General features: G+C 36.7%; 26 protein-coding genes. 18 read left to right on the forward strand and 8 right to left on the reverse strand.

The features are described 5' to 3' along the window. Nucleotides 1-4 precede the first annotated feature (4 nt). From ACTCAF_RS05545 to folE2, 17 genes are all read left to right on the forward strand, one after another. Nucleotides 5-934 (forward strand): molybdenum cofactor synthesis domain-containing protein, encoded by a 930-nt coding sequence (locus tag ACTCAF_RS05545; protein WP_463062297.1) that lies wholly within the window; start codon nt 5-7, stop codon nt 932-934. Continuing rightward, entirely contained in the window at nt 921-1,553 is a 633-nt protein-coding gene (tmk, locus tag ACTCAF_RS05550; protein WP_463062298.1) for a dTMP kinase, read from the forward strand. The genes ACTCAF_RS05545 and tmk overlap by 14 nt, the downstream gene beginning before the upstream one ends. Further along, nucleotides 1,550-2,482 carry a DNA polymerase III subunit gene (locus ACTCAF_RS05555; RefSeq protein WP_463062299.1) on the forward strand — a complete coding sequence of 311 codons (933 nt, stop codon included), beginning with the start codon at nt 1,550-1,552 and terminating at the stop codon, nt 2,480-2,482. The genes tmk and ACTCAF_RS05555 overlap by 4 nt, the downstream gene beginning before the upstream one ends. Beyond that, nucleotides 2,469-3,179, forward strand: coding sequence for a PSP1 domain-containing protein (locus tag ACTCAF_RS05560; protein WP_463062300.1), 711 nt, complete (start codon nt 2,469-2,471; stop codon nt 3,177-3,179). Before ACTCAF_RS05555 ends, ACTCAF_RS05560 begins: the two co-directional genes overlap by 14 nt. Further along, entirely contained in the window at nt 3,176-5,104 is a 1,929-nt protein-coding gene (metG, locus tag ACTCAF_RS05565; RefSeq protein ID WP_463062301.1) for a methionine--tRNA ligase, read from the forward strand. The genes ACTCAF_RS05560 and metG overlap by 4 nt, the downstream gene beginning before the upstream one ends. Before the next feature lie 22 nt (nt 5,105-5,126). Next, complete coding sequence (locus ACTCAF_RS05570; RefSeq protein WP_463062302.1) at nt 5,127-5,975, forward strand: TatD family hydrolase; 849 nt, start codon at nt 5,127-5,129, stop codon at nt 5,973-5,975. Between the two features lie 12 nt (nt 5,976-5,987). Next, nucleotides 5,988-6,347: a response regulator gene (locus ACTCAF_RS05575; RefSeq protein ID WP_463062303.1), complete on the forward strand. Its 360-nt coding sequence runs from the start codon at nt 5,988-5,990 to the stop codon at nt 6,345-6,347. 44 nt (nt 6,348-6,391) lie between these two features. Beyond that, a complete protein-coding gene (locus ACTCAF_RS05580; RefSeq protein ID WP_463062304.1) occupies nt 6,392-6,859 on the forward strand; it encodes a universal stress protein in 468 nt (155 codons plus the stop codon). A 139-nt stretch (nt 6,860-6,998) separates the two neighbouring features. Beyond that, nucleotides 6,999-7,268, forward strand: a complete 270-nt coding sequence (locus ACTCAF_RS05585) for an ArsR/SmtB family transcription factor (RefSeq protein ID WP_463062305.1) — start codon at nt 6,999-7,001, stop codon at nt 7,266-7,268. After that, nucleotides 7,261-8,568 carry a TolC family protein gene (locus tag ACTCAF_RS05590; protein ID WP_463062306.1) on the forward strand — a complete coding sequence of 436 codons (1,308 nt, stop codon included), beginning with the start codon at nt 7,261-7,263 and terminating at the stop codon, nt 8,566-8,568. Before ACTCAF_RS05585 ends, ACTCAF_RS05590 begins: the two co-directional genes overlap by 8 nt. 16 nt (nt 8,569-8,584) lie before the next feature. After that, the gene (locus ACTCAF_RS05595; protein ID WP_463062307.1) at nt 8,585-9,778 is read left to right on the forward strand and encodes an efflux RND transporter periplasmic adaptor subunit; all 1,194 of its coding nucleotides are present in this window, start codon (nt 8,585-8,587) and stop codon (nt 9,776-9,778) included. A gap of 1 nt (nt 9,779) precedes the next feature. Further along, nucleotides 9,780-13,055, forward strand: coding sequence for an efflux RND transporter permease subunit (locus ACTCAF_RS05600; RefSeq protein ID WP_463062308.1), 3,276 nt, complete (start codon nt 9,780-9,782; stop codon nt 13,053-13,055). Then, entirely contained in the window at nt 13,045-13,236 is a 192-nt protein-coding gene (locus ACTCAF_RS05605) for a YgaP family membrane protein (protein ID WP_463062309.1), read from the forward strand. The genes ACTCAF_RS05600 and ACTCAF_RS05605 overlap by 11 nt, the downstream gene beginning before the upstream one ends. A gap of 131 nt (nt 13,237-13,367) precedes the next feature. Beyond that, on the forward strand, nt 13,368-14,654 hold the full coding sequence (locus ACTCAF_RS05610) for a L,D-transpeptidase family protein (RefSeq protein WP_463062310.1): 1,287 nt from the start codon (nt 13,368-13,370) through the stop codon (nt 14,652-14,654). Further along, on the forward strand, nt 14,654-16,084 hold the full coding sequence (locus ACTCAF_RS05615) for a M99 family carboxypeptidase catalytic domain-containing protein (RefSeq protein WP_463062311.1): 1,431 nt from the start codon (nt 14,654-14,656) through the stop codon (nt 16,082-16,084). Before ACTCAF_RS05610 ends, ACTCAF_RS05615 begins: the two co-directional genes overlap by 1 nt. A gap of 97 nt (nt 16,085-16,181) precedes the next feature. Beyond that, nucleotides 16,182-16,901, forward strand: a complete 720-nt coding sequence (locus ACTCAF_RS05620) for a tetratricopeptide repeat protein (protein WP_463062312.1) — start codon at nt 16,182-16,184, stop codon at nt 16,899-16,901. Then, entirely contained in the window at nt 16,901-17,680 is a 780-nt protein-coding gene (gene folE2 / locus ACTCAF_RS05625; protein WP_463062313.1) for a GTP cyclohydrolase FolE2, read from the forward strand. The genes ACTCAF_RS05620 and folE2 overlap by 1 nt, the downstream gene beginning before the upstream one ends. Before the next feature lie 57 nt (nt 17,681-17,737). Here folE2 and ACTCAF_RS05630 read toward each other — a convergent pair whose 3' ends face one another. Beyond that, nucleotides 17,738-18,517 (reverse strand): IclR family transcriptional regulator, encoded by a 780-nt coding sequence (locus ACTCAF_RS05630; RefSeq protein WP_463062314.1) that lies wholly within the window; start codon nt 18,515-18,517, stop codon nt 17,738-17,740. Nucleotides 18,518-18,604: 87 nt separating this feature from the next. Beyond that, nucleotides 18,605-20,098 carry a mechanosensitive ion channel domain-containing protein gene (locus ACTCAF_RS05635; protein ID WP_463062315.1) on the reverse strand — a complete coding sequence of 498 codons (1,494 nt, stop codon included), beginning with the start codon at nt 20,096-20,098 and terminating at the stop codon, nt 18,605-18,607. 29 nt (nt 20,099-20,127) lie between these two features. Here ACTCAF_RS05635 and ACTCAF_RS05640 point away from each other — a divergent pair, with 29 nt between their 5' ends. Continuing rightward, entirely contained in the window at nt 20,128-21,198 is a 1,071-nt protein-coding gene (locus ACTCAF_RS05640) for a DUF362 domain-containing protein (RefSeq protein WP_463062316.1), read from the forward strand. A gap of 23 nt (nt 21,199-21,221) precedes the next feature. Here ACTCAF_RS05640 and ACTCAF_RS05645 read toward each other — a convergent pair whose 3' ends face one another. From ACTCAF_RS05645 to ACTCAF_RS05670, 6 genes are all read right to left on the reverse strand, one after another. Further along, a complete protein-coding gene (locus tag ACTCAF_RS05645; RefSeq protein WP_463062317.1) occupies nt 21,222-22,262 on the reverse strand; it encodes a 3-deoxy-7-phosphoheptulonate synthase in 1,041 nt (346 codons plus the stop codon). Between the two features lie 54 nt (nt 22,263-22,316). After that, on the reverse strand, nt 22,317-22,808 hold the full coding sequence (locus ACTCAF_RS05650) for a methylated-DNA--[protein]-cysteine S-methyltransferase (RefSeq protein ID WP_463062318.1): 492 nt from the start codon (nt 22,806-22,808) through the stop codon (nt 22,317-22,319). After that, entirely contained in the window at nt 22,805-23,911 is a 1,107-nt protein-coding gene (locus ACTCAF_RS05655; RefSeq protein ID WP_463062319.1) for a class I SAM-dependent RNA methyltransferase, read from the reverse strand. Before ACTCAF_RS05655 ends, ACTCAF_RS05650 begins: the two co-directional genes overlap by 4 nt. Continuing rightward, complete coding sequence (gene thiH / locus ACTCAF_RS05660; protein ID WP_463062320.1) at nt 23,901-25,022, reverse strand: 2-iminoacetate synthase ThiH; 1,122 nt, start codon at nt 25,020-25,022, stop codon at nt 23,901-23,903. The genes ACTCAF_RS05655 and thiH overlap by 11 nt, the downstream gene beginning before the upstream one ends. A gap of 1 nt (nt 25,023) precedes the next feature. Next, nucleotides 25,024-25,800 (reverse strand): thiazole synthase, encoded by a 777-nt coding sequence (locus ACTCAF_RS05665; RefSeq protein WP_463062321.1) that lies wholly within the window; start codon nt 25,798-25,800, stop codon nt 25,024-25,026. A 10-nt stretch (nt 25,801-25,810) separates the two neighbouring features. Then, nucleotides 25,811-26,318, reverse strand: a 508-nt coding sequence (locus tag ACTCAF_RS05670; protein WP_463062322.1) for a site-2 protease family protein, incomplete at its 5' end; no start/stop codon positions are given.

Below are 26,318 nucleotides of genomic sequence, written 5' to 3' on the forward strand. Positions count from 1 at the left end.
ATTTATGGGGAAAATTTACTCTATTTCAATCAGTGAAAAAAAGGGGACTAAAAAGACAAATGTGAAGTCTGCCCAGATAATAGATGATTATGGGATACAAAATGATGCCCACGCTGGAAAGTGGCATAGACAGATAAGCTTTCTTGCAAAAGAGAGCATTGAAAAAATGGTCAAACTTGGCCTCAATGTAAAAAGCGGCGACTTTGCAGAAAATATTACAACAGAAGGGATTGACCTTTGCAAACTCAAAGTGGGAGAAATGCTGAAGATAAACGATATTGAGTTTACGATTTCTCAAATAGGTAAAATCTGTCACCATAGATGTGCAATCTATTATCAGGCTGGCGACTGCATTATGCCAAAAGAGGGGATATTTGCAAAAGTAAAAGGTAGTGGTCAAATAACTGTTGGTGACAAAATAGAAGTATTGCCCAAGAAAAATTTCTCTGTGGCCGTAATAACACTGAGTGACAAAGGGAGCAAAGGGGAAAGGGAAGATTTGACCGGCAAGGAAATTATAGATTTTCTTAAAAACAAACTTGAACCGTCCTTTATAAGATATGAAATGATTCCTGATGAAAAACCTATTCTTGAAAATATGTTGGCTGATTTTGCAGATTTGCAGTACTTTGACCTTATCATCACAAACGGCTCCACCGGCATCGCACCGAGGGACATAGCACCTGATGTAACAGAAAACGTAATACATAAAAGGTTACCCGGCTTTGAAGAAGCTATGAGGATGGAAAGCTTTAAGAAAACAAAGCACGCCATTGTTTCACGGGCTGTTTGCGGGACAAGAAACAATAGTCTCATTGTTAACTTGCCAGGCTCCCCAAAAGGCGCCATAGAAAACCTTGAAGTAATTATTGATGCAATCCCTCATACGATAAAAAAGCTTCAGGGGGACAAAACAGACTGTGCTGTCAAATAATCCTTTGTTTATTGCAATAGATGGTATTGATGGTTGCGGCAAATCAACCCAGGCAAAAATGCTTGCCCAGTATTTTTCGGATATAGGGCTAAATGTATTTTTAACAAAAGAGCCTGGTGGTACCGAAGTCGGCAATATCTTGAGGAATATTTTAATTTCACAAAAATATCATCTTGATAGCATAAGTGAAATGCTGCTTTATTCAGCAGACAGGCTTGAGCACCAAAAACAGATAATCATCCCCAAACTTGGTGAAAACACTAATGTTATAACAGACAGATTTTTATCATCCACATACGCTTACCAAATTTTTGGCAGAAAACTTGAAAAAAATATACTTGACGAGCTTGTGAAACTGACTGTTAAAATATTTCCTCACTATACATTTATCCTTGACATCAAACCTGAAGTTGCGATTGAAAGGGCAAAAAACAGACTAATTCAGCATGGAAAAATGGAGGAAGAGGGGAAGTTTGAGTCTTTAAAAATATCCTTTTTCGAAGATGTAAGGGATGGATTTTTATGGTATGCAAACAATTTTCCCGGCTGCCATATTATAGATGCAGATAACACAGTAGAAGAAATTCACAAATCCATAAAAAATATTATCAAGATATGAAACTTACCGGATTTAATAGAGAAAAAGAGATTTTCAGGTTGATTTTTGACAGGAAGCAGTTTGCCGGTGCATATATTTTTTCAGGCATTGAAGGGAGCGGAAAACTTATTTTTGCAAAAAATCTGGCAAAAAGTTTGTTCTGCAGTCAAAATTCTTTTTTTTCAGTATGCAGTTGCAATGACTGTAACCTTATAGAAAACAACTCGCATCCTGATGTAATTGTTGTAGATACGGAAAAAAATACAGACTCATCTTCAGGTGAAAGTGCCTCATCTCCAAAAGACTCAATTGGGATTGATACCATCAAAGAGCTCTGCGAGCTTGCATTTTTATCACCATACAGGGGTAGCTACAAAGTTTTTATCATAAACGATGCTCACAAAATGACACTGCAGGCATCAAATGCATTTTTAAAGACACTTGAAGAATCCCCCCAAAATACTTTATTTCTCCTTGTAACTCACTTGCCTGAAAAACTCCTTGCTACCATAAGGTCAAGATGCCTGATTTTCGAATTTGGCAGACTTTCAAAAGGAGAACTTGCAGAAATTTTAAGAGAAAAATTTCCTGATGCAACGCCTGAAGATATTGAATATGCCTGCGACTTATCAAGCGGCTCAGTAAAAAGGGCCATAGAATATATTGAGAGCGCAACACACATTAGAACAAAAAATTTGTATTTTGATGATATTAATGAAGTTTTGGACACAATTTACAGAGTAAACGACAAAGACGGCCTGAAAACTTTATTGGAGCAGTTATATATAAATCTTCTTGAAAAATACAGAGAGGAAAAAAACAATAACTATTTGACTATTTCTAATTATTTACTAAATATGTTAAATATGCTACAGTCCAATATCAACCTTAATATTGCTAAAGCAGATTTGATGATAAAACTTTATGGAGAGTTTAGTGGAAAAAGTTAATGCTACCGGAGTTGTATTTAAAAGGGCAGGTAAAATATATGATTTTCTCACCAATGGAATAAGTTTAAAACGGGGGGACTTTGCCGTAATTGAAACAGAAAAGGGGGAAGACATTGCCATTGTTGTTTTTCCTGACAGAGAAATAGTCCCTGCACAAGGTCAGGAATTTAAAAAAATCTTACGAAAAGCAACCGAGCAGGACATCGAAAATCTCAAAAAAAACAGGGAAGAGGAGCCAAAGGCTCTGGAAGAATGCAAAAAACTTGTTGAGAAAAACGGTCTTGAAATGAAGCTTTTAAAGGCTGAATACACTCTCGACAGGAGTAGAATCACATTTTACTTCACGGCTGACGGAAGAGTAGATTTCAGACAGCTTGTAAGAGACCTTGCCAGGGTTTTTAAAACAAGAATCGAAATGCGCCAGGTTGGAGTAAGGGATGCAACAAAAATCCTTGGTGGTTTTGGGATATGTGGAAGGGAATTTTGCTGCTCAACCTTTTTGAGAAATTTTGACAATATTTCCATAAAAATGGCCAAGGATCAAAATCTGCTCCTGAATCCCGGCAAAATTTCCGGAGTATGTGGAAGACTTATGTGCTGTCTTATGTATGAAAAAGACGGCTATGATGTCGAAGAAGGGGTTGAATACGTTGAGCTTCAGGATTTTGTTGATGAAAATACCGGAGGGAAAATATGAGTAAACCGACTTTTTACGTTACAACACCGATATATTACGTCAATGATGTGCCTCACATAGGTCATGCATACACGACAGTTGCATGTGATGTTATAAGCAGATATAAAAGAATGTCCGGCTACGATGTATTTTTTTTAACAGGGACAGATGAACACGGACAAAAAATCGAGCAGGCAGCCCAACAAAAAAAGCTTTCTCCCAAAGAACTTGCTGACAGTGTGGTGCAGCGATATAAAAATTTGTGGAAAAAATTAAACATATCAAACAATCATTTCATAAGGACTACTGACGAAAGCCATAAAAAGACTGTCCAGGAAGCATTCAAAAAGATGCAGGAAAATGGTGATATTTATCTGGATGAGTATGAGGGATGGTACTGCACCCCCTGTGAAACATACTGGACCGAAACACAGTTGTTAGATGGCAACTGCTGCCCATCCTGCAGAAGGGAAACTACAAAGTTAAAAGAACCAAGCTATTTTTTCAATATGTCCAAATATCAGGACAAATTACTTAAGCACATTGAAGAAAACCCGGATTTTATAAAGCCTGCATCAAGAAGAAATGAAATTGTCGCATTTATAAAGGAAGGGCTAAGGAATCTTTCCGTAAGCCGGGTTTCCTTTAAATGGGGGATACCTGTCCCCAGAGATGAAAAACACGTTATATATGTCTGGATAGATGCACTTACAAATTATATATCTGCACTTGATTACTTTGATTCAAACTCGGACAAAAGAAAATACTGGCCTGCAGATTTTCATGTGGTAGGAAAAGATATCCTCAGATTTCATACGGTCTATTGGCCTACCATGTTGATGAGTCTGGGCGTCCCATTGCCAAAAACGGTCTTTGCTCATGGCTGGTGGACAGTAGAAGGGCAAAAAATGTCAAAATCTCTCGGAAATGCGATAGATCCCAATTGGCTTATAGAAAAATTTGGTGTTGACCCTATTAGATATTTTCTTTTAAGGGAAGTACCTTTTGGGCTTGACGGAGACTTTTCATTTAAGGCGCTTATTCACAGAATAAACAGTGATCTTGCAAACGATCTTGGCAATCTGTTGAACAGAACCTTGGGAATGGTAAAAAGGTATTTTAACGGCCAGATACCTGACTACAAGATGGAAGATGAAATAGATATCGAACTATTCAAAAAGATTGAAGAAACTTTTAATAGTGTTGAAGCTCATCTTAACGAGCTTGCTTTCAACAAGGCTTTGATATCAATTTGGGAGCTTGTGGGAGCTCTTAACAAATACATTGACACTACTGCACCCTGGGCGCTCGCCAAAGACAAAGAAAACAGAAACAGGCTTGAAACAGTTCTTTACACAGCGATGGATGGAATAAGGATACTTTCACTTTTAATTTATCCTTTTATGCCCGATACAGCTCTTGAAATCAGAAAACAGCTTAACATTGACGAGCCTGTTGAAAAATCAAATTTTGATGAGCTTAAAAAGGTGAAACTTTTAAAACCAGGTAAGTCAATTGGGGAAGTAACCCCCATCTTCCCAAGACTTGATGAAAAGGAAATTATTGAAAATATTAAAAATGAAAACAAAAAGGAAGAAAATCAAAAACAGGAAAGTAAAGTCGAACAAATAGATTACAATCATTTTATGACTGTTCAGATTAAAGCAGGAAAAATACTTGAAGCCGAGAATGTGCCAAAGTCTGAAAAACTTCTTAAACTAAAAATTGACCTGGGTGATGAGAAAAGGCAGATTGTTGCAGGGATTGCAAAAAGCTATTCTCCGGGGGAGCTTGTGGGCAAAACAGTTGCAGTGGTGGCAAACTTAAAGCCTGCAAAACTTATGGGTATATTGTCAGAGGGTATGGTGCTGGCTGCAACGGTAGGTGACAGGCACAGGGTATTGGAGCTTCCTGATGAAGTAATGCCAGGGACAATTATAAAATAAGATTTAATAATTATAAACGAGCATGATATTAAATAAAAACACAAAAGAATTTGATGATTATGTTAAGCAACTTGAAATATTAAGCAGCAGAGGACTCTTTTTTACGGACACTCATGCCCATGTCCATTTTAAAGAGCTTGAAAAAACAAATTTTCTTGATACCTGCAAAAAATATTCTGTAAAGAGAATTGTTACCATCGGAATAGACCTTAAAGACTCTGAAAATGCACTGGATTTTGCCACCAAGCATCAAGGGGTATATGCAGCTTGCGGAGTACACCCCCACGATTCATCCAATTTTAAAGTCGTGCAGCTAAGCCGTTTCGAAAATATGTTGAAAAGTGAAAAAACAATTGCCGTAGGGGAAATAGGTCTTGATTACTTCAGAAATTACTCACCAAAAGAGACACAAATAAAAACTTTTTTAACATTTGCCGACCTTGCGGTGTACCATAAAAAACCGATAATAATTCACAACAGAGATTCATCTTCAGACATAATAACCTTTCTTGAGCCCGTTATAAAAAATAACTTTAGTGGCGGCATAATACACTGCTTTAACGGCGATAAAACACTTCTGAAATGGGCTCTTGATATGGGCTTTTACATTTCATATGCCGGGGTTTTGACATATAAAAAGGCAGACGATTTAAGAGAAACTTTAAAATATGTTCCCATCGACAGGCTACTGGTTGAGACAGACTGCCCTTACCTTACTCCTATGCCTTTTAGAAGCCAGAAAAATGACCCATCTTTCATTGTTTTTACCGCATACACTATGTCCGAAATTATAAATAAAAGTATAGAAGAATTAGCAATAATTCTTGAAAAAAATTTTACCAACCTTTTTGGCAAGCTTGAAACATTTTAACTGTTTGTACAGGTGGTTATTTTGAAAATATTAGTTATCGATGATGACCAGTTTAGCAGGGAGGGTCTGAAAAAGATTCTCGAGTCAGAAGGCTTCCTGGTAGATATCGCAAAAGATGGTGAAGAAGGCTTTGAGCTGGCGGATAAGTACCATTACAATCTAATCATTACTGACCTTATGATGCCCATTATGAACGGTATGAAATTTTTGAGCAGATTAAAAAGTATAGGGAATGACGTCCCCGTAATAGTGATTACCGCATATGCCAGTATTGACAATATATTATCGGTTTATGAGCTTGGTGGAATAGAAGTTATGGAAAAACCATTTGAAATTGGTGACCTATTTGACTTGATAAAAAGAATATCATAGTTTATTTTATTATATAAGCTTTTCCAATTATATAAGGAGGTGCTATGATACCTATAAAAAAAATTTTATTCCCTACCGATTTTTCAGAAACTTCAAAGTATGCTATGAATTATGCCATAAGCTTTGCCAAAGAGTTTAAGGCTGAGCTTGAGATTGTTCATGTTGTATTTGATGAATCCCAGATTGTGGCTTTTTATCTCCCTCAAGTTACTTTTCAAAACCTTGATGTGGAACTTGAGGAATCTGCAAAAAAGCAGCTTGACGAGTTTATCTCCCAATATCCTGATCTTAATGAGGTTAAATACAACACTAAATTACTCAAAGGTACCCCTTTTGTGGAGATAATAAACGAGGCCAAAGAATTTAAAGCAGATATGATTGTAATAGGCACCCACGGCAGAAGTGGATTGGAGCATGTTCTTTTCGGTTCTACTGCTGAAAAAGTTGTTAGAAAGTCCCCATGTCCAGTTTTTTCCGTTAGGCTTAAAGACCAAAAATTCAAGATGCCTTAAAAAGGCATCTTTTTTTTCAATCAAATACCCAATTAAAAGTTAAACAATCTTCATCAATCGTTATTTTTTGATTGACATATATGGATATTCATATATACATATATTGTACATTGTTAACTATATTCAATGAGGTGTTTTTATGTTTGATGAATATGCGGATAAATTCAAAGCTTTAGGTCACCCAATAAGGCTCAAGATTGTAGCTGGACTTGCCCAAAAAGAATGCAATGTGACAAAAATGTGTGAGGGGCTCAACCTGCATCAGGCAACAGTAAGCAGACACCTTGCGATATTAAGGTCTGCCGGAATAGTTGAAGGTGTTAGAAGTGGCAGCGAAATTTGTTATCACATAGCAGATAGTAAAATAGAAAAAATAATAAATATTATAGGAGATGAAGCACATGTATAATCTCATTGCATTTGTTGTCTTTTTTCTTGTATCGCAAAATCTTTTTGCATTGACACTTGATATCGACACAGCCAAAAAGATGGCTCTTGAAAACAATAACATCATCAAAGCTTACGAGGAAGAGGCAAAGTCAGCATCTTACACACTCAGTCAGGCTAAAGGAGGATACTTTCCAAAAGTAAGTGTCAGTGAAACGTTTATCTCTACCGATGAGCCTGCCACAGCAGCATTTTCCAAGATGTCACAAGGCAAGTTTGATTTCACTTATTTCAACACTCAGCTTGCAAATCCTGAAAGAGCAGAAAATTTTGAGACAAAGATAGAGATTATTCAGCCTGTTTACATGCAAGGAAAAATCTTTTTCGGTATTAAACAGGCAAAAGAGATGGATAAGGCATATAAATTGACCCTTGAAAGAGTTAAGGAAAATATCCTTCTTAATACTGTCAAAGCATTTTATGGCAAAGGTGTTGCCGAAAAAGCTGTTGAAGCAGTTGAAAAATCTCTTGTCAGAACAAAAAAATATTATGAAATGACTGAAAATTTTTACAAAAACGGAATGATTGTGAAAAGTGATTTGCTGGTTGCCGAATCCTATCTGCTTCAAAATGAGGAAGCACTGGCAAGTGCAAAAAAACAGGTAAATATTGCAGAAAGCCATCTTCAAAGACTACTTAATACTGACGAAAACATCAAGATTGTGTGGGGAGACACAAATATTGTTCAGATACAGGATATTGAAGAATATTTGGCTCAAGCCATACAAAACCGTTCAGACTTAAAGGCAATGGAAAGATTTGCCAAAATAAAAGAATATGAGGTCAAAAAGAGCAAATCGGAATTTTTGCCTGAAGTAGCACTTTTTGCCAACTATAAGATGAATGATGAAAATTTCCTGGGAGATAGCGGTAGCGGACTTACCGCTGGAGTAATGGTAAAATTAAATATCTTTGACGGTATGTCCACAGTAAACAAAATAAAAACAAACAAAAGCAACCACCTGTCATTAATCCACAAATTAAATGACAAAAAACTTGAAATCAAAACAGAAGTCAGAGAAGCCTATTATACCTACAAAGCTTCAATTGAAAGACTTAATGCAATGAAAAAACAAGTTGAAGCCGCCTACAAAGCTCTTGAAATCACTGAAAACAGATTCAAAGAAGGGCTTGCCAAAATAACAGAATTGCTTGACAGGGAATTTGAAGTCAAAGAAGCAGAGCTAAAGCTTGCAATGGCTGAGTATGATGTAATTGTAAGTAAGTCGGAGCTTCTGTTTGCAACCGGTAAAATTAAATAACATCAAGGAGATAAATATGAAAGTAAAAAAGATTTTGGTATTTTTTGCTTTTTTGGTTTTAGTTTCCGCCTGCTCCTCTAATTCAGGTAAGGAAAATAGCAATATTTCAAGCGATGTTTTTAGAGTAAGGGTGGAAAAATATGAGGTAAAGACCCTGGAAACTGAATCCCAGAGGAGTTTTACAGGACAGGTCATAAGTAAAGATACTGTAATGCTTGTTCCTAAAGTTGTGGGATATTTGTCTGAAGTTAAAGTTAAAGTGGGTGATAGGTTTAAAAAAGGGGACGTCCTTGCACAGATTGTTAGTCAGGAACTTCAGGACAAAAGGAAATTTGCAGAAGCATCAGTAATGGAAGCTGACAATGGACTCAAGCAAGCTGAAATAGGTCTTAATATGGCAGAGGCAAATTATAGGCAAGCGTTGGCGCAATATGAGCTTGCGGAAAAAACTTTTAAACGATTTGAAAAATTGTACAGCACTGAAAGTGTAAGCAAACAGGAATATGATGAGGTGTTAGCCAAATACAAAATGGCACTTGAAGGAAAAAATCTGGCTGAAAAAAATATGCAACTTGCAGAAGAAAAGCTAAACCAGGTCAAGATAAAAAAGGCGCAGGCCGAAGCAGCCTTAGACGAAGTCAATACATATATTTCCTATACAAAACTAACAGCGCCATTTGACGGTATAGTCCTGGAAAAGCTAATGGATGCAGGAAACCTTGCCTCATACAGCACCCCTGTGTTAAAAATAGGAACACTTGAAAGCGAAATTGTACTTAATGTCCCTGAAAACGCCTTTCAAAACTTGCAAATAGGTCAAAATGTTCGTGTAAAGATACCTTCCATAAACAAGCAGTTTGATACAAAGATAGTAGAAATCTCAAGAGATATAAGCCCTGCAACAAGGACTTTTACTGTAAAGCTCAAAGCAAATGACAATGAAGTTATACCTGGAATGTATGCGGAAGCTTATTTTGTAAGCAGCAGGACCAAAACTATTCTGGTTCCATCAGACTATATCTTTGAAAGAGGACAGTTAAACTATGTATTTGTTGATAAAAATTCTGTTGCTGAAATGAGAATTGTAAAAGTAGGAAAAACTGATGGAAATATGGTAGAATTAAACAGCGGTATTGAACCTGGTGAAGTGATAGTAAAACCTGTTGAAAACATTCAAATAAAATCTGGGGATATTCTGGAGGCTAAATAATATGGCTGAAATAGACAAAAACAAACTTGAAAAGTGTGATATCAGCCCACAGGAAGAGGTGGAGATAATCAAATATGGGATTGCAGAGAGAATAGCAAAGGCTTTTTTAAAGTCCAAAATTACCCCTCTGCTTGTTATAGCATCCCTTTTTATAGGTATAGTTTCTGTTATCCTTACTCCGAAAGAAGAAGAGCCACAAATTGTTGTGCCGATGGTAGATATTATTGTACCTTATCCGGGAGCGAAGGTTGGTGATGTTGAAAAAACAGTTTTGTCACCTCTGGAAGAGCTGATGTGGGAAATCCCACAGGTTGAATATGTCTATGGCACAGCGATGAACGATGTGGCAATGGTCACAGTCAGGTTTAAGGTTGGCGAAGATGAAGAAAAGAGTATTACAAAGTTAAAAACGAAAATTGACTATAACATAGACAGAATGCCCCATGGCGTAATGATGCCTATTATCAAAAAAAGGTCGATTGACGACGTACCACAGGTAGCAATTACCCTATGGAGCAAAAAATACAACGGATCTGAACTTAGAAGACTTGCAAAAGAGGTGGAAAAGCGGATCAAAGAGACTGAGAATGTGTCAGAAACAACAATAATTGGTGGATACAAAAGGATTGTAAAGGTTGAGCCAGATATCAATAAGCTAAAAGGTTATAATCTCGACCTTTTCAGACTTTACGGCGCCATCTCCATGTCAAACACTTCCCTTAACAACGGTGAAGTTACTGAACAAAACAAAACTTTTTATATTTCGACAGGTGGTTTTCTTGAAAATATTGACGATGTAAAAAATTTGGTAGTAGGGGTTTACAATGGAAGTCCTGTTTACCTTAAAGATGTGGCACTTGTGGAAGACTCAAGCATCGTCCCTGAGCATTATCATTTAATCGGATTTAATCAGAATACAAATCAGGATAAATATGAAGCAGTCACCATCTCCGTAGCAAAGAGAAAGGGTAGCGACTCTGTGGTTGTTGCTGAAAATGTTCTCCAGAAAATAGACAGCCTTAAAGGGTACATTATACCTGATGATGTGTTTGTGTCTGTAACAAGAGATTACGGTGAAACAGCATTGGACAAGGTAAAAACTCTCATTGAACACCTTCTTGGAGCTATAATTGCCGTAATCATTGTAATGACATTGACAATGGGTTGGCGGGCAGGTCTTGTTGTTTTTGTGGCACTCCCGGTAACATTTGCCCTCACATTTTTTGTCTATTATATGTTTGACTACACTCTAAACAGAGTCACCTTATTTGCACTTATATTTGTTGCAGGGCTCGTTGTTGATGATGCAATTATTGTTGTAGAAAACATGGAAAGACATTTTAAACTCGGCAAGGATAATCTAATTCAAAGGGCAATAAAGGCAGTCGGTGAAGTGGGAAACCCTACCATACTTGCAACGATAACTGTTATAGTTGCGATATACCCGATGGCATTTGTCGGCGGACTAATGGGCCCATATATGAAACCTATGCCTATCGGTGCTTCACTTGCAATGATATTTTCGCTTTTTGTGGCCCTTATCATTACTCCATGGCTATCATTCAAGCTGCTTGCTGGCCATTCGGCAAAACATGAAGTAGTACTGGATGAAGATGAGTGGGTAAAAAATACAAAGCTCTACAAACTTTATAAAACCATTTTAACTCCATTGATGGACAAAATATCTTACAGGCTTATTTTTACCGGAGTAATGCTGATGTTGTTTTTCGGTGCATTTTTATTTATCCCGACAAAAAAGGTTGTTATGAAAATGCTACCGTTTGACAATAAAAATGAACTTCAGGTAATAATCGATATGCCGGAAGGTACATCTTTAGAGCAAACAACTGCTGTGGCAATGGAAATAGGAAATTATCTTTCCACAGTCAAAGAGGTTGAAAATTATCAGATCTATGCCGGACTTGCAGCACCTTACAATTTTAACGGGCTTGTCAGACATTATTTTATGAGACAGGGGAATAACGTAGCTGACATACAGGTCAATTTTGTCGACAAAAAATTCAGAAAACTGCAAAGCCATGACCTGGCATTAAAAATAAGAAAACCAATACAGGAAATTGGCAAAAAATACAATGCAAACATAAAAATAGCCGAAGTACCACCCGGACCTCCTGTTTTGTCCACACTTGTAGCGGAAATTTATGGCCCTGACCGGAAGTCGAGAATGGAAGTTGCTTCAAAAGTTAAAGAAGTTTTTGAAACAACTGAAGGTGTTGTAGATGTGGACTGGTATGTGGAAGACGATATGAAAGAATATGTTTTTGAAGTAAATAAAAAGAAGGCGGCACTTACAGGCGTGTCAACCGAAATGATTTCCAAAACCATGTACATTGCCCTTAAGGGGATGAATGCAGGGATACTTCACACGGAACGGGACAGAGAATCTGTTGAAATTAATTTAAGACTGTCTGAAAGAGATAGAAATAAACTCTCATTTATAAAAGATATACATGTTATCTCCATGTCAGGCAAAAGTGTCCCTTTAAGTGAGCTTGTAGAAATAAAGGAAAAGCTTAAAGATAAGGCCGTCTATCATAAAAATTTAATGCCGGTGGTGTATGTTACGGGGGATGTGGCAGGCAAGGTGGAAAGTCCTGTTTATGCAATATTAGATATGAAGAAAAAAATTGACCAGATAACATATCACGGCAAAAAAATAAAACAGTTATGGACATCTCAGCCAAAAACTGACCAGGATGTATCTCTCAAATGGGATGGAGAGTGGCAAATCACATACGAAGTCTTTAGAGACTTAGGTCTTGCTTTTGCAGCGGTGCTGGTGATTATGTACTTTGTGCTTGTTGGCTGGTTCAGATCTTTTGCTACCCCTATAATTATGATGATCCCTATCCCACTCAGTCTGCTTGGTATTATCCCCGGACATTTTATATTTGGTGAATTTTTTACTGCTACCAGTATGATAGGTTTTATTGCACTGGCTGGTATCGTGGTAAGAAATGCTGTTCTTCTCATCGATTTTATAGAAGCTGCTCTTGAAAAAGGCAAAAATATCAAAGATGCTGTCATTGAGTCAGGGGCGATAAGGACAAGACCTGTAATGCTCACAACCGTTGCTGTCATCACAGGTGCACTTTTTATGCTGCCTGATCCAATTTTTGCAGGGTTGGGGATAGCGCTTATTACCGGTGCCGTTGTTTCAACCATACTGACTCTTGTGATAATTCCTCTTAGTTATTATATATTTTATAAAATGTTTATAGAAAAAAAAGGCATAAGGAGGCTTTATGAATACTGAAAGATTAGTCAGAATCTTTGCAGGGGCATTTGTATTAATCAGTACAATACTCGGGCTTGTCTATTCCAAATGGTGGTTTGCATTTACTCTTTTTGTGGGGGCAAACCTTCTTCAATCAGGGTTTACCAAAATTTGCCCTCTCGAGTCAATCCTGAAAAAACTTGGAGTACCAGAAAAATAGTTTATAGACTCTGTAATTTTTGAAGGGGGGGATTTCCCCCTTCAAACAAAATTTTACTGTCAGTTCCATATTGATTTTCTTTGTTCTATATTATAATGTGCTTATACTTAAAAAAAGTAAGAGGGAAAACAATGCAATCAATTTATAGATTATTTTCAAGACACATAGTGGTATCGATTATTTTATTGTTCGTTTTCATTACAACAGGCTATAGCGATGGTTCATCTACAATGCCTGACATCATTTCCGGGAATTTTTTTGCAGAAGGCAGTATTGACTTTAAGGCTATAGCCGTAGATAAATCTGCCAAAACAGCCTACCTATTGAAAATTGAAAATGACACACCTGTAATTATAAAAAGATATACTGACATACTCACCGGTGAGGTAAATGGCGATAAAGCTGTTGAGGGTGACAAAAAAACACCTGAGGGGGTATATTTCACTCAATCTTTTATCCCCAAAGAAAAACTGACACCTACTTATGGCTATGGAGCACTGCCGCTTAACTATCCTAACTTTTATGACAGAATTTTGGGAAAAACCGGACATGGTATCTGGATACACGGAGTTGATGACAGTATAGAGGACAACTCAACTGAAGGGTGTGTCGCACTTAAAAATGGAAACATGAAGGACCTTGTCTCACAAACTGATATTTTAACCCCCGTAGTAATTGCCGAAAAACTAAGATTTTTGGATAAAGACTCCTATGTTATTGAAAAAAACAGGTGGTTAAACTTTATCAAAGGGTTTATTGATGCATGGGAAAAAGGGGATATGGACAAATTTCAGACATATGTCCATACCCGTTTCAAAAATGCAGACAACCAGGATATTTACAAGTATCTTCTTGAAAAAAAACAGCTTGCAAAACTTTATCCTTACAGGAAAATTAACATAGACAATATAAGAATATTTCTTGAAAATGAAAATGAAGGTATGGCTGATTTCAAACAGCTTTATTGTGCAAGCAACATAATTGTCGAGGGGACAAAAAAGCTTTATATATCTGGTGAGCTTGGTGAAAATAAAATAATAGGTGAGTTGTTTTATCCGGACAACTCTTTTGATATGACAAAAAGATATATCGAAGAATTTATAAATGCCTGGTCTTTGGCCTGGCAATCAAAAAACATTGACAAATACAAATCTTTTTATGGCAACTCTTTTTATTCATCCGGAATGGACCTTGAAAATTGGCTAAAAGATAAAGATGAAAAGTTTAAAAAATATGATTTTATAAAGATAGAAATAGATAATTTGCAGATTAAAAATATATCTCCCAATGAAACAACCATATATTTCAGACAAAAATTTGCTGCAGACAAATATTCTGACACAGGTATAAAAGAATTAATATTGAAAGGCTGCCCCGGCGATTTCAAAATTATCAGCGAAACCTGGAGACCCCTTTGATGAAAATTCTAACAGCTTTTTTGTTGCTGCTCCTTTTTACTTTCAATTTACAGGCAGAGCCCAAAAGGCCTTTTAGGGAGCATAAAGTATATTTTGAAGGTACTGATTACGAATTAAATGTTTACAAAATATACGGAAGATATGACGGGAATACCATGTTAATCATTGGTGGGATACAGGGGGATGAGCCAGGAGGTTTTTTATCCGCTGACCTCTATTCAGATTTAAGTCTTGAAAAAGGTAACCTGATTGTAGTACCCCGCGCAAATTTTAAATCTATTATTCTCTTCAACAGAAGTACAGAAGCGGATATGAATCGAAGATTCCATATTGAAACAACACAGTTGGAGCTTGACAGGGTAGTCCAGGTAATAAAGGAACTTATGAGTGAAGCAGATGTATTTCTCAATCTTCATGACGGTTGGGGATTTCATTACCCTAAACATATTAACTGGTTAAGAAGCCCCGAAAGGTTTGGACAATCAATAATAGTTGACACAGATATGTTTACCTGTGACAACGGTTCAACTCTTGACCTTAAAAGCATAGCCTTAAAGGCACTTGAGGAAACGAACAAAAAAATTGATATTGAAGATTATCATATGCACTACTTCAATACAAAAACAGATGACCCCAATACCCCATTTTCAGATATGAGAAAAACCGCCACCTATTACGCGTTGAAAAATCTCTGCATCCCTGCCTTTGGTATAGAAACATCCAAAAATCTGCCAACAACAGAAATGAAAATACTCCACCATAATTATGCAATAAATGCGTTTATGAATATCTATAACATTATTCCTGAGCAACCCCAGATTTTCCTGGCAAATCCAGAAGTTAATTTCGTAATCCTCAAAATTAACGGTGAACCAAAAATTGTATCCAACAATTCCACAATAGAAGTAAAAAAAGGTAGCATCGTTGAAGTAGCACACATTGATTCAAACTATAAAAGAGGGCTCTCGTGTGACATAGAAGGTATAAATGGCCTGAATGACAAAAATTTACCTTTTAAAGTTTTGAATGATACAAATGTTATTCTTAGAAAAGATAGCCAGGAAATAGGCAAAATAAAGATTCAAACGGATGGCAAAGTAGAAGATGAGCATGGAGTGTTCATTGTAAAAGTAAACAATATCAAAAAGGCTCTGTTAAACGGGGAGACATTGACCGTAAAAAAAGGGGATGTACTTACACTGGTAAAATATTTTAGCGAGCATGTTAACATAAATCCTCAAATAAATTTCAAGGGTTGGGTCCCTTCCGGAGTAAATTATAACGATGGAGATGATAGGGGATACGAAATACTTATCGACAGCAACTTTATGACCAAGTACTCAAAATATGGTAACGGAAAGGTTTTCCCGGTTATTGCCGGAGAAAGTAAAAATATTCTTGGGCAATTTTTTGTAAGAATAGCAGAATAACAAGCTTCATTTTTATTAAAAAAGTCAAATATTTCTTGAAAATAATTGAGTGAATATATATAATTCCAGCCTCAAATAAGATAACATGGAGTATTGGATGTATACACTCATAATTTCACTTGGTATTGGTATTCTTGCCGGCACAGGCGTTTATTTACTTTCTTACAACTATCTGCTCGCAATTTTGACTGCCGCCGCTTTTATTATTGGAATCAACTATTTTATTGGGAAAAAATTCCTTAAAAAACTCACTGAGCTTTTCAAGCAGGTTGAAAAAGACTTAAAGGCAGACAGGGCTGAAAAAGCTATCGAAAGGTTGAAGTCTGGTTATGAATATGGCAAATGGCAGTTTTTTGTAAAAGAGCAAATTGACTCCCAGATTGGAATGATTCTCTACACCAAAAAACGATTTGACGAAGCTTTGCCATATCTAAAAAATGGAATAAGCAAAAATTGGATGGCAATGAGTATGCTGGCCACATATTATTTCAGGAATAAAAATATTGATGAAGCAAAAAAAGTGATGGAAAAGGCTATCAAAGCCACCCCAAAAGAAGGGTTTGTGTATGCTGTTTACGCCTATATTCTCGACTCAAATAATGAGAGGGATAAGGCAATAGAAATACTGACAAAAGGTCTCAAAAAATCACCACTTGATGAAAAACTCGAATCAAATCTCGAGCTTCTTAAAAATGGCAAAAAGATGAAAATGCAAAATTACGGCACACTCTGGATGCAGCTCAACATAGAAAAAATTCCCCAGGGAGCCAAACCCTATCAGGCGCTTATCGGTAGACCTAAAATAAGACGAAGATAATGTTGAAAGATATACAAAGTCAACATGATTTCAGGAATATCTCGGTCGATAAGGTCGGAATAAAAGATATTCTATATCCCATTACACTAAGGGATAAGGCAAAAGGGAATCAGCATACTGTTGCAAGAATAAACGCTTATGTACAGCTGCCTCATAATTTCAAGGGAACACATATGTCTCGATTTGTTGAGGTGCTTAACAATTACCGTAAAGACATAAGCATTTCCTCTTTTAAACTAATTCTCGATGATTTATGTCAAAGGCTTGACTCCAGTGAAGCTCACATTGAAGTATTTTTCCCTTATTTCATTGAGAAAATTTCTCCTGTCTCAGGGCAGGTATCTTTGATGGATTATGAATGTGGATTTATTGGCTCAAAGACAAATGACAAAAAAGACTTTGTTCTTTCAGTAAAAGTTCCTGTTTTGTCTGTATGCCCTTGCTCTAAGGAAATAAGCAGATACGGAGCACACAATCAAAGAAGCTATGTGAAAATCAGTATACGTTATTCAAAGATGGTATGGATTGAAGAGTTAATAGAAGTTGCCGAGTCCTCTGCAAGTGCACCGATTTATGCTCTTTTAAAAAGGGAAGACGAAAAATTTATTACTGAAAAATCATACGAAAACCCTGTATTTGTGGAAGATATCGTTAGAAATGTGGCAGAAAAGCTTATAAATGACGATAGGGTAACATGGTTTGAAGTTTCCAGCGAAAATCACGAAAGCATCCACAACCACTCTGCCTATGCGGTAATAACAAGAGACAAAAGGGGGTAATTCCCCCTTTTTTTGCGCTAATGAAAAAGTTTTATATTATATTCTCAAACAGCTTATTTAGCCTCTATAACCAAACTTGACAGAAAGTCTCTGGGCAACACTTTTTACCATCTGAGATATTTCATTTAACATTTTTTCTTTTGTAAGCCTTTCTTTAGGAGCACTTATACTTATACCTGCAATGACTTTCCCCATAAAATTAAACACTGGTGCCCCTACACATCTAACACCTATTTCATACTCCTCATCATCTATTGCAAATCCGTTTTTCCTTACATCTTCTATCTCTTTTACAAGCTCATCATAGTTATCAATCGTATTGTTGGTAATTTTAACAAGTTTTTCCTGAGCAAAATATTTTTCGAAATCTTTCTTATCCATAAAAGCCATCTGAGCCTTACCGGTAGCTGTAGCATAAGCAGGGCCTACATTGCCGATTCTTGGCAAAACTCTTACTGATTTGTTTGTCTCCACAAGATTCAAATATACTACTCTCGAGCCTCTCAAGACACTTATATAAGCAGATTCCCCGGTTAAGTCCCTGAGCTCTGTAAGAAACTGCATAGAAATATCTATCAGGCTTAACTTGTTGAGATAGGCCTGGGCAATTTGAAACGTCTTTACACCAAGTCTGAAGTTGCCTGTGTATCTATTATGCTCAACATACCCAAAACTCTCAAGCGTAGCAAGAAGCTTATTTACATTGCTTCTTGTAAGCCCAAGTCTTGCACCAATCTCACTTACGCTGAGCTCGTTGTCACAATCACCCAAAAATTCAAGAATATCAATGGCATTATTAACTGCCTGTACAGCGTATTCTGTTTTATCTCTTTTCATATCCATTCTCCAGGAAGTATTATTATTTTATAACACAATTATATATTAATATCAATAAAAGTCAAATATTTCAATAAAATATTAAAGCTATAGCCTGATACCGAATATTTTCTTGAATTTTTCAAACAGTCCACCCTCCGTCATCTTTTCTTTTAACTCAGAAGTCTTTTTGCTTTTATCTGCTTTCATTCTCTCTTCAATTGCATGCTTAACCTTCTCAATAATCTTTCTTTCACGCTGAAGCAGTACTTTAAACGCCTGTCTGTCAATTTCTATGGCTCTTGATCTTTCTTTTGCCTTTATGGTAGCGTACCTTTTGTCACCTGTCAAAAGACTCATTTCACCAAAAAAATCACCGGCAGTCAACGAACCTATCTGTTTTCCTGATTTTATGGCCTCAAACTCCCCTTCCAGCACAAAAAACATGCTTTCACCCTCTTCCCCTTCTTTAATAACCACTTCATTCTCAAAATAATCATTAATCAAGCCGTAAGAAAGAAATTCATTTAACGCATTGTCACTAATCTCCGAAAATATGTCAGATTTTTTCAGCTTTTCCAACAGTTCAGGATTTATATCCTTTTTCTCTTCTTCATTTTTCATGATAACTGTTCTTATAGGAAATGGTATATCGATCCCTTTGTTTTTGAATTTATACCATATACCACTATATATCTCATCCTTTGTTTTTCTTATCTTTTCAAACCCTTTTACATTGTAAAATATGTCATATATTATTGCAGAATCGCCATATTCCTTCAAAAAAATCCCTTTAAGTTTTGCATTTGGATTGCTCATCACAACTTCACTTATTGCTGATTTTACCAGCAAAGGGGAAGCTGAATACGAAACCCCCATAGTTATTATCTGATTTACAGATGGTGTCGGCTTGTTATAGTTTATTACCTTATCTTTTGCTATATTATTGTTTGGAACAATTATATATACATCCTCTATATTTTTAATTTTTGTGTATCTCCAGTTTATCTCCGTAACTTCCCCCACAGTACCGTCTATCTCTATCCAGTCGCCTATTTCAAATGGTTTTTCCAGTTGGATTATTAATCCCGAAATAAGATTTCCTATCGTGTCCTGCATAGACAAACCGACAATTGCTGTCAGTATTGCCGATGGCGTTAAGATTGCAGCCAAATTAAACTCAAAAACAGAACGAAGAAAGTAGAGCAAAAAAACAGCCACAATTATAAACTTTAGAATATCAGCAATGATGTGGCTGGTCTTCTTTGTTTTGTTTTTTATGACTTCAAAATAATAAATATCAACCAAAGCTATCTTGACAAAAACACCTATGGCTATGATTTCCAAACCTCTTGCAATCTTTATTACAGGAGCAAAGCTGCTGTAAAAATATATAACAAACTCACAAACGATACTTATGAAAATATATTTGACCAGTCTTGAAATATTGTGAGAAATCTTCCCTTTTTTTGCCAGCACCTTCAAAACCAGAAACAACAAAAGTGTAAGAAAAATTACAGATGATAAACTTAGTATGAGAAAAATATTTTCCCTTGTTAATATATCCTTCCATATGGTACTTATAACTGGAGTATTATTCATACCAAAATTTTATACATAGGAGGTAAATTATGCAATCAAAAGTTTATTTTTCCCCTCTTGCAAACAAAAAATTCAATTCCCCCCTGTTAAAAATCAAAAAACTCCTCAACAAGCTTGAACCTGAAAAATATTTTCAAAAAAAATCAATTATTGCCATAAAGACGCATTTTGGAGAATTGGGCAACACGGCTTTTATAAATCCTGTGTATATAAGGCCCGTTTCTGAAGTACTCCAACAAATCGGGACAAACCCCTACCTGACAGACACAAATACTCTTTATGTGGGGATGAGAACAAACAGTGTTGATCATTTGAAAAATGCCTTTTTTAACGGTTTTAACTTTTCTACCTTACAGATACCTGTAATAATAGCCGACGGTTTAAGAGGAGAAAATTCCGTTTCAGTTGAAATAGACGGTATGCTTTTAAAAAGTGTAAAACTTGCAAGTGATATCGTCAATGCCGATGGAATGGTAGTAGTTTCCCATTTTAAGGGGCATGAAGTGTCAGGATTTGGAGGTGCTATCAAAAACCTTTCCATGGGATGTGCATCAAGAGAAGGTAAACTTGAAATGCACTCGGTCTCAATCCCTTCTGTACATTCTGACAGGTGTACTTCCTGTGGGAGATGTTTGAGTGCATGTGCACATAACGCAATAACAATAAAGCCAAAGGCTGTAATAAACAACAACTGTACAGGATGTGCAAGATGTATAGCAGTTTGCCCTGAGGGTGCAATCGGAATCAACTGGGATGAATCCTCTGAAAACACACAACTTAAAATGGCTGAATACGCTTATGGTGTACACAAAGCACTGAAAGGAAAAATTTTGTACTTAAATATCCTTACAAATATAACCCCTGCTTGTGACTGCTACCCTGGCAATGATGAACCTATTACCGGAGATATAGGTTTTCTGTCATCAACAGACCCTGTTGCCCTTGATATGGCCTCTTTTGAACTTGTCAAACAGGCAATGAAACTTAAAAGTGACCCTTTCAAAGAAATTTACTCTTATGTGGATTCACTGATACAGCTAAAACATGCAGAAAAACTTGGACTTGGCTCAACAAATTACGAGCTCATAACGTTAAAATAATTGTAAAATAAGGGCTGCAGATATTACAGTCTTGCTGCAGCCTCTTTGATAATCCTTTCTGTTGTTCCCCAGTCTATACACTTGTCTGTTATTGATACCCCATATTTAAGCTTGCTCTTGTCATCACAAAGTGATTGGTTACCCTCGTTGATATTACTTTCAATCATCACAGCTTTGATATATTTGTTGCCCGAATTAATTTGCCCTATTATGTTTTCAAACACCTTCGGTTGATTGTTGTGGTCTTTGCATGAATTGGCATGACTGCAATCTACCATAATTGAGTCAGACAGTTTGTTTTTCTGTAAAACCTCAACCGTTTTTTGTATATCTTCCGGGAAATAATTGGGTTTTTTGTCGCCACCCCTTAAAACTATATGAACATCCGGATTGCCCGTTGTTTTAACAATTGAACTTTTCCCTTCGGCATTTATACCGAGAAAACTATGAGGCCTCAATGCTGCCTGCATAGCATCACAGGCAATTTTTACATTGCCGTCGGTGCCATTTTTGAATCCTACAGGGAAAGAAAGTCCGCTGGCCATCTCCCTATGGGTCTGAGATTCGGTGGTTCTTGCCCCAATTGCACCCCATGAAATCATGTCAGAAAGATATTGAGGAGTAATAGGATCAAGCATTTCACATGCAACAGGAAGCCTTAAATCTGTAATCTCTGAAAGCAATCTTCTTGCTATGCCAAGCCCTTTTGAAATCTGATGGCTGCCATCCATATCAGGGTCATTTATCAGACCCTTCCAGCCTACTGTTGTTCGAGGCTTTTCAAAATATACTCTCATAACAATATAAATTTTGTCTTTTACTTCATCTGAAAGCTTTTTAAGCCTCTGTGCATAGTCAAGAGCTGCTACTGGGTCATGAATTGAACACGGACCCACAACCGCCATTATTCGTTTATCCTCTTTCCTCAAGATTTTTTTAACAGCATCTCTGCTCTCTACGACAAACTGTGCACCTTTTTCTGAAAGTGGGAATATTTGCCTCAAATAAAAAGGTGCAACTATTGGAATAAGTTCTTTTACATTCAGGTTATTGGTCTTGAACATATTAAGCCTCGCTAAATTTTTATTATTCATATTAAACTATTAGTTTTTCAGAATTTAGTCAAGCCTTCTGTTCATCACTTTTTTATAACGTTCTTCCAAATCAAGAAGTTTTAGCTTTAAACCAATCCCTGAAGAGTATCCGCCAGGTGAAGAATGTCCAACAACTCTATGACATGGGATAAGTACGGGCCATCTGTTTTTAGCCATAGCACTCCCTGTTGCTCTAAAGGCATTTTTATACCCTGCTTTTTCTGCAAGCTTCTTATAAGTTATCTTTTCCCCAAATTCTGTTTTGGAGAGTGTTTTATAGATATCCAAATAAAAATTGGAAATACCTTTTGTTTCAAGTCTTGAAAAATCAAGTTCAACACCCTTTTTTGAAAAATAATTGTCGAAAAACCGGACAAAATATTCATGATTTTCATGACCTACATGTTGCTGAAAATGCTCTGAAATATTTGCAAAATCAATCCTTTCCAGTAAGTTTTCTTTGTTAAATATTAACAACAGTCCGGCAACATCGTAAAAGTTGTAATATATTGTCATTTCCTCTCTAACCTTGCCACGGATTCTATGTGGTAAGTATTTGGAAACATATCAAAAATATAAAATTCCCTAATATTGTAAAATTCGGATATATTTTTGATATCACGCTTCATCGTTGTCGGATTGCAAGAAACATATACAATCTCTTCAGGCAGTTTATCTCTGATAAGTTTTATAACCGATTTTGACAGCCCCTGTCTTGAAGGATCAACAAACAATGAATCAAATTTGAAGCTTGGCGCAAAATGTCTATTCAAATCATATCTTAAAAATTTGGTGTTTTGAATGTCTGCCAATCTGGCAAGTTTTATGGCTTCCCTGTCAAAATCAACCGCAAGAATAGCCTTTGCACTTTTTGCAAGCCCTACAGTAAAAAAACCGTTGCCGCAATATAATTCAAGGATATTTCCCCCTTTACCAATCAGGCTGCAGGCCTTTTGCTGCAATTTGTCCAGGAGATATCTATTGCCCTGAAAAAAACTGTTTGCCGAAACAAGCAGTTCACCAAAAAAGGTATCAAAAGCAACATAGCCAATGTTGTCAATATTGGAAATTACTTCCCCTTCAGTATTTTCTATAAAATTAAGTTCAGTAAGATCCTGAGAGATTTCAGACAAGTCTTTTACTTTTTTTATTATATTTTCTGAAATAATAGGGCAGTCATCAACCTTAATAAACTCTCTTGAGTTAAATTTGTAAAACCCAAAGCCGCCTTCTTTTAATTTTATGCTACATTTAATTCTATACCTAAGAGGATTTTGTACAAAAATGTCATCTATTTTAAACCCTTCAAAATCCTTAAAATTTTGCAACACTATCTGTTTCTTGATATTAACCTGCTCAGAGTATTTTATGTTTCCAAAAAGGCACCCTCCACAAACACCTATGTGGGGGCAGTAAGGTTCTTCATCCCTCAGCAAAGAAGGTTTCACAATTTCAACAATCTTGCCGTAAGAAAAGTTCTTTTTGTCTTCAGTAAGTTCGATGTTTACAACATCGCCAGTCACTGCAAACGGAACAAAAACTTTTTTGCCGCTTCCAAGGGTTCCTACACCGTACCCGCCGTATCCGTTATCGGTTATTGTAATATTTTTATATTGCATCGATAAATGATGAATCCCAATCCTTCAGGACAGGATCAAACCCTTTCATTTTGACAGACTGTATAAATTCTTCAGCACTTCTTGTGTCTTCAACTTCAAATTGTTTCCCTTCTTCTTCCCCTGCGGCATAACCACCGGGATTAGTTTTTGACCCGGCACTCATTTGAGTTACCCCAAGATATATTAACTTGTCTCTTAAATGAGCAGGCTCTCTGGTGGATACAACCAGACCTACATCGTGCAGGAACAATCTTAGAGCGAGCATCGACTGGACAAGATTTTTATCCGTAATTATATGTTTTGGTTTAAAATGCCCCTCTGCATCCCTTATCCTCGGGAAAGACACCGTAACATGGGTTTTCCAATAGGTTTTCATCAAATATCTGGCATGAATACCTACAAAAAATTCTTCAACCCTAAAGTCTTCAAGTCCCATCAAAGCAGCAATTCCTATTGTCCTCAAACCAGCGTTTGCTGCCCTTTCCACTGCCTCAAGTCTATACCTGAAGTCGGTTTTTTTGCCACCAAGATGCACTTCGGCATAGGTTTTTTTGTTATATGTTTCCTGATAAAGGGTCAGACTGTCAACTCCAAAATTATACAAAAGCCTGTATTCATTTTCATCAAGGGGTTGTACCTCCAAAATTATAGATGAAAAACCGTTTTTCCTTACAAGCTTTACCACTTCACTCAGATAATCTACCGAAACCTTTTTGGGGTGCTCGCCTGAGCATATAAGAAGGTGTCTTATCCCTGTCTTTTTTATTACCTCAAGCTCCCTTGATACCTCTTCAATAGTAAGTGTTTTTCTTTTAAATTTGTTATGAACATTGAAGCCACAATATACACAGGAATTTACGCATTCATTGGAAACATACATCGGGATATATATTTTAATTGTCTTGCCAAACCTTTGTGTGGTTATTCTGTTTGCCCTTACAGCCAAAGGCTCAAGAAATTTTTCAGCTGCAGGGGAAAGCAGTGTGGCAAAATCTTCAATAGATAGGCTGTTCAAATTTATTGCTCTTTCAACATCACTCTCACTTCTGGAGTATATAAAGCTTTTTATTTCATCCCAATCATAATTCTTAAGCTCATTGAAAAAAGTCATATCAATCCCTCAAAAAGCCTGTCAAAGGGCTTGATGCATCAGCATATTGTTTTTCTGACGGCATCCCAGCATCTCTTGCTGCACAGGCAGCTTCCACTGCCAATTTAAATGATATGGCCATTTTTACAGGGTCTTTTGCAGTAGCTATCGCTGTATTTACAAGAACAGCATCAGCCCCAAGTTCAATGGCGTATGCCGCATGACTTGGCGCGCCGATACCTGCATCCACTACCACAGGAACATTTGCCTGCTCAATTATAATCTTCAAATTTTCAACCGTCTTAAGCCCCTTATTCGTCCCGATAGGTGCACCAAGGGGCATAACCGTAACTGTCCCTATCTCCTCCAATCTTTTGCATAAAACAGGATCTGCATTTACATAAGGAAGGACTTTAAACCCTTCTTTTACAAGTATTTCTGCAGCCTTGAAAGTTTCAATAGGATCAGGTAGAAGATAATAGGGGTCAGGAGTTACCTCAAGTTTTACCCAGGGCTCACATCCGGCTGCCCTTGCAAGCCTTGCAAGCCTTACCGCTTCAATTGCGTCTCTTGCACCCGAAGTATTCGGCAGCAAAAGAAACTCATTTGTGTCAATGTGCCTTAGCAAATCATCTTCCGGATTTTCTATATCCACACGCCTGAGAGCCACAGTGACTATCTCAGCACCACTTGCCTTTATCGCTTTTTGCATGATTTCATTTGACTGAAATTTACCTGTACCAACCATCAATCGGCTTTTAAACAATCTGTTGTCTATAACAAGCTCATTTTTGAACATTTCAAAACCTCTAATTTTTAATAATTCTAATGATGTCATTATAAAACGCAAACATCATTAACGCAAGCAATAATGCTATCCCAACCATATTTGCATATTCCCTCACCTTTATGCTGACTGGCCTTCTAAAAACTGCTTCTATAAGATAAAAAAGCAGATGCCCACCATCAAGAACAGGTACAGGTAAAAGGTTTAATATTGCAAGATTTATACTTATTACTGCCATAAAGGCGAGAAGGCTGTTTATACCTATTTGCGCCGTCTGTTTTGCCATCTGGAAAATCATGATAGGACCACCTATATTGTCAGCCGGCACAACTTTCTGAAATATTTTTATTATTCCAACTACTGTTAGCTTTGTTACTTCATATGTCTTTTCAAGACCTTTATTTATTGCATCAATCGGGTTATATCTGACTGTGACAAATCTATCTTTTGGGGTAACACCAATTAGCCCCACACTCACCTCCTCGCCAAAAAGATTCCTTGATTTTGAAAGTTTTGGCGTAATTGTGAAT

This window comes from Deferrivibrio sp., assembly GCF_055117995.1.

Coding starts and splice junctions, on each gene's coding strand:
- ACTCAF_RS05545 (WP_463062297.1), top strand. CDS start 5: ATGGGGAAAATTTACTCTATTTCAATCAGTGAAAAAAAGGGGACTAAA.
- ACTCAF_RS05555 (WP_463062299.1), top strand. CDS start 1,550: ATGAAACTTACCGGATTTAATAGAGAAAAAGAGATTTTCAGGTTGATT.
- metG (WP_463062301.1), top strand. CDS start 3,176: ATGAGTAAACCGACTTTTTACGTTACAACACCGATATATTACGTCAAT.
- ACTCAF_RS05570 (WP_463062302.1), top strand. CDS start 5,127: ATGATATTAAATAAAAACACAAAAGAATTTGATGATTATGTTAAGCAA.
- ACTCAF_RS05580 (WP_463062304.1), top strand. CDS start 6,392: ATGATACCTATAAAAAAAATTTTATTCCCTACCGATTTTTCAGAAACT.
- ACTCAF_RS05585 (WP_463062305.1), top strand. CDS start 6,999: ATGTTTGATGAATATGCGGATAAATTCAAAGCTTTAGGTCACCCAATA.
- ACTCAF_RS05590 (WP_463062306.1), top strand. CDS start 7,261: ATGTATAATCTCATTGCATTTGTTGTCTTTTTTCTTGTATCGCAAAAT.
- ACTCAF_RS05595 (WP_463062307.1), top strand. CDS start 8,585: ATGAAAGTAAAAAAGATTTTGGTATTTTTTGCTTTTTTGGTTTTAGTT.
- ACTCAF_RS05600 (WP_463062308.1), top strand. CDS start 9,780: ATGGCTGAAATAGACAAAAACAAACTTGAAAAGTGTGATATCAGCCCA.
- ACTCAF_RS05605 (WP_463062309.1), top strand. CDS start 13,045: ATGAATACTGAAAGATTAGTCAGAATCTTTGCAGGGGCATTTGTATTA.
- ACTCAF_RS05610 (WP_463062310.1), top strand. CDS start 13,368: ATGCAATCAATTTATAGATTATTTTCAAGACACATAGTGGTATCGATT.
- ACTCAF_RS05615 (WP_463062311.1), top strand. CDS start 14,654: ATGAAAATTCTAACAGCTTTTTTGTTGCTGCTCCTTTTTACTTTCAAT.
- ACTCAF_RS05620 (WP_463062312.1), top strand. CDS start 16,182: ATGTATACACTCATAATTTCACTTGGTATTGGTATTCTTGCCGGCACA.
- folE2 (WP_463062313.1), top strand. CDS start 16,901: ATGTTGAAAGATATACAAAGTCAACATGATTTCAGGAATATCTCGGTC.
- ACTCAF_RS05630 (WP_463062314.1), bottom strand. CDS start 18,517: ATGAAAAGAGATAAAACAGAATACGCTGTACAGGCAGTTAATAATGCC.
- ACTCAF_RS05635 (WP_463062315.1), bottom strand. CDS start 20,098: ATGAATAATACTCCAGTTATAAGTACCATATGGAAGGATATATTAACA.
- ACTCAF_RS05640 (WP_463062316.1), top strand. CDS start 20,128: ATGCAATCAAAAGTTTATTTTTCCCCTCTTGCAAACAAAAAATTCAAT.
- ACTCAF_RS05645 (WP_463062317.1), bottom strand. CDS start 22,262: ATGTTCAAGACCAATAACCTGAATGTAAAAGAACTTATTCCAATAGTT.
- ACTCAF_RS05650 (WP_463062318.1), bottom strand. CDS start 22,808: ATGACAATATATTACAACTTTTACGATGTTGCCGGACTGTTGTTAATA.
- ACTCAF_RS05655 (WP_463062319.1), bottom strand. CDS start 23,911: ATGCAATATAAAAATATTACAATAACCGATAACGGATACGGCGGGTAC.
- thiH (WP_463062320.1), bottom strand. CDS start 25,022: ATGACTTTTTTCAATGAGCTTAAGAATTATGATTGGGATGAAATAAAA.
- ACTCAF_RS05665 (WP_463062321.1), bottom strand. CDS start 25,800: ATGTTCAAAAATGAGCTTGTTATAGACAACAGATTGTTTAAAAGCCGA.